This is a genomic window from Arsukibacterium sp. (assembly GCF_036735525.1).
Classification (GTDB): Bacteria; Pseudomonadota; Gammaproteobacteria; order Enterobacterales; family Alteromonadaceae; genus Alishewanella.
Map to the genome: position 1 here is coordinate 1 of NZ_DAINOE010000181.1, position 2,637 is coordinate 2,637.

At 50.0% G+C, this 2,637-nt stretch carries 2 protein-coding genes; both read left to right on the forward strand.

Going from position 1 to position 2,637, the window contains the following annotated elements; translation table 11 throughout:
- Positions 1–312 precede the first annotated feature (312 nt).
- Complete coding sequence (istA, locus tag V7D78_RS16990; protein ID WP_333609641.1) at positions 313–1,791, forward strand: IS21 family transposase; 1,479 nt, start codon at positions 313–315, stop codon at positions 1,789–1,791.
- Positions 1,788–2,552 carry an IS21-like element helper ATPase IstB gene (gene istB, locus V7D78_RS16995; RefSeq protein WP_333609642.1) on the forward strand — a complete coding sequence of 255 codons (765 nt, stop codon included), beginning with the start codon at positions 1,788–1,790 and terminating at the stop codon, positions 2,550–2,552. The genes istA and istB overlap by 4 nt, the downstream gene beginning before the upstream one ends.
- Positions 2,553–2,637: the final 85 nt, after the last annotated feature.

Sequence of the window (2,637 nt, forward strand, 5' to 3'; positions counted from 1 at the left end):
AGTAATATTCTGTTTCACTGGTAGCAGGTCAGTACCATTATCCAGCAAAGGCGTTGCCTTTTTAAACGGCGCAATCAGTTTATTTTTTTATTAATAAGGGCACTTTAAGTACCTATATTTCATTAATTATAAACCGCAATACGCCGCCAACGTGTATCTCGTGCGAAAAAGGGCGTTTGTTCGGCGACAATTAGGATGACCGGTTGACGACAATTATCTTGGCCGGTTGGGTGTCACACTAAGTACCTTGTTTTCTGTTCGGAGCGCAAGGTGCCAGGACAACACATCACCCACCGACAAGAGGAGCTGTATATGCAGCATCGCCAACAAGGCATGACCCAACAAATCGCGGCCGCGAAGTCTGCCATTTCTACCCGCACTGCAAGGCGTATTGAGCAGTCAAACACCGTACCCCGCGCTAAACCTGACAGAGATTGGCGGACTCGTGAAGATCCGCTCGAAGCCGTATGGGAAACCGAGCTTGTTGTTCTGCTCAACGCTAAACCAGAGCTGACGCCAATTACTCTGCTTGAACATCTGCAGGAGCACTACCCAAACCAATATGATCAGCGCGTGCTCAGAACCTTGCAACGCCGCGTCAAACAATACAAAGCCCTGCATGGTCCTGAGAAGGATGTGATCTTCCGCCAACAAGCCGCCATTGGGTTGCAAGGCTTTTCGGATTTTACCCATCCGGATAGTCCGATCACGATAAAGCTGCAGCCGTTTGCACATTTGCTTTATCAGTTTCGCCTTGCCTATAGCGGTTGGCGTTCAATCACCGTGGTTCAGGGCGGTGAGAGTTATTCCGCACTGTCTGGCGGCTTACAGCGGGCATTAATGCAAGCTGGAGGCTGTCCGGTCGAACACCGTACAGATAGCCTTAGTGCGGCCAGAAACAACAAGCAAAATGTCTGGACTGATGCTTACCAGGACTTATGCGAGCATTACAACATGACGCCAACACGCAACAATCTTGGGCAATCACATGAGAATGGTGTGGTGGAGTGCGCTAATAGCTCGTTCAAGCGCCGTCTGGCACAACATCTGACGCTTCGGGGTCATCACGATTTTGACAGTATTGCCGATTATCAGGCGTTTATTGACAAGGTGGTCGATAAACTCAATCAACGATCTCGCGGCCGGTTTATCGAAGAGCGGCAAGTGTTGCAGTCCTTGCCGGAGCATAGCGCGGTGGATTACCAGTTGCTCAGCCTCAAAGTGACCCGAAGCGCAACCATTGAAGTGCGCCGCGTGGTGTACAGCGTGCCGTCACGCCTGATTGGCGAACGGGTTCAGATCCGGCTTTATCATGATAAATTGATGCTTTATGTGGGACAGCAGGCGGCCTTAACACTGGCTCGCATCTACCCGAAACCTGGTGAAAGCCGGGCTCGCTGTATCAATTACAAGCACATCATCCGCTCACTGGCCGCCAAACCGCAGGCGTTCCGTTATTCGCAGCTGCGCGATGATATCTTACCTGACGACAACTACCGGCAGCTGTGGTTGCTCGTCGATCAAGGCATGCCACAGCGCGAAGCCTGTAAATGGATAGTCACCGTGCTGTGGCTGGCCTATGAATATGACAGTCAACAAGAATTAGGCGAGTCCTTATTGCAAGAGGCTCAGTCTGGCCACTTTGCCAGCATTAAAACCATTCAGGAACGCTTCTTTACGCCGCAGCAAACGCCCATAGTCCAAGGCGGGCAGCACAGCCTGCAAAGCTATGATGAGCTGTTAAGTTCATTAAAGAGTCAGACGATCCCGACAGAGGAGGTGCTATTTTGACATCCTCCGTTGCATTGTTACTCAAAGAATTAAGGCTACCGGCCTTTGTCAGACACCACGAGCGCTTGTGGCAAACCGCCGTTGAAAAAGGCTGGTCCCATAGCGACTATCTGGCGGCCTTGTGTGAATACGAAATCTCAGAGCGCTTTACCAGACGGACGCAAAACTGGGTGCGCGAAGCAGGTCTTGCGAGTGGAAAAACCTTTACGTCACTGGACAACAAAGTGCTGAGCCAGATAAACCAAGGAGTCTTGGCCAGACTGAGTCAGGATCTGAGCTGGGCCCAGCATGCCGATAATATCCTGCTGATTGGCCCCAGTGGCACGGGTAAAACCCATATTGCCAGTGCGTTAGGTTATCAGCTGATTGAACAAGGCATTCGCTGCAAATTGTTTCCGGCGATAGCGTTGGTGCAGCAGTTACAGCAAGCCAAACGAGAATTAACGCTGATGAGTGAAATGAGCAAACTGGATAAATATCAGGTGATCATCATCGATGATATTGGCTACGTGAAAAAAACGGACGCCGAAACCCAGGTGCTGTTTGAATTTATTGCCCATCGTTATGAAAGTGGCAGCCTGATCATCACAGCGAATCAACCGTTTAGCGCCTGGGATCAGATCTTCCCAGACAGCATGATGACGGTAGCGGCAATAGACAGGCTGATCCATCACGCGACAATTATCGAGTTAGAAGGAGAAAGTTATCGAAAACAGCATCAATTAAAACAGGCAGGAATTAGAAAAAACGAGAAAACCTAAGCGGCCATCATAATTGACGCGAACCGGCCAAGATAGTTGACGCCGAACACGCTAACCTCATATTCAGCAAAAGTCCTGTTTTAGA

Coding starts and splice junctions, on each gene's coding strand:
- istA (WP_333609641.1), top strand. CDS start 313: ATGCAGCATCGCCAACAAGGCATGACCCAACAAATCGCGGCCGCGAAG.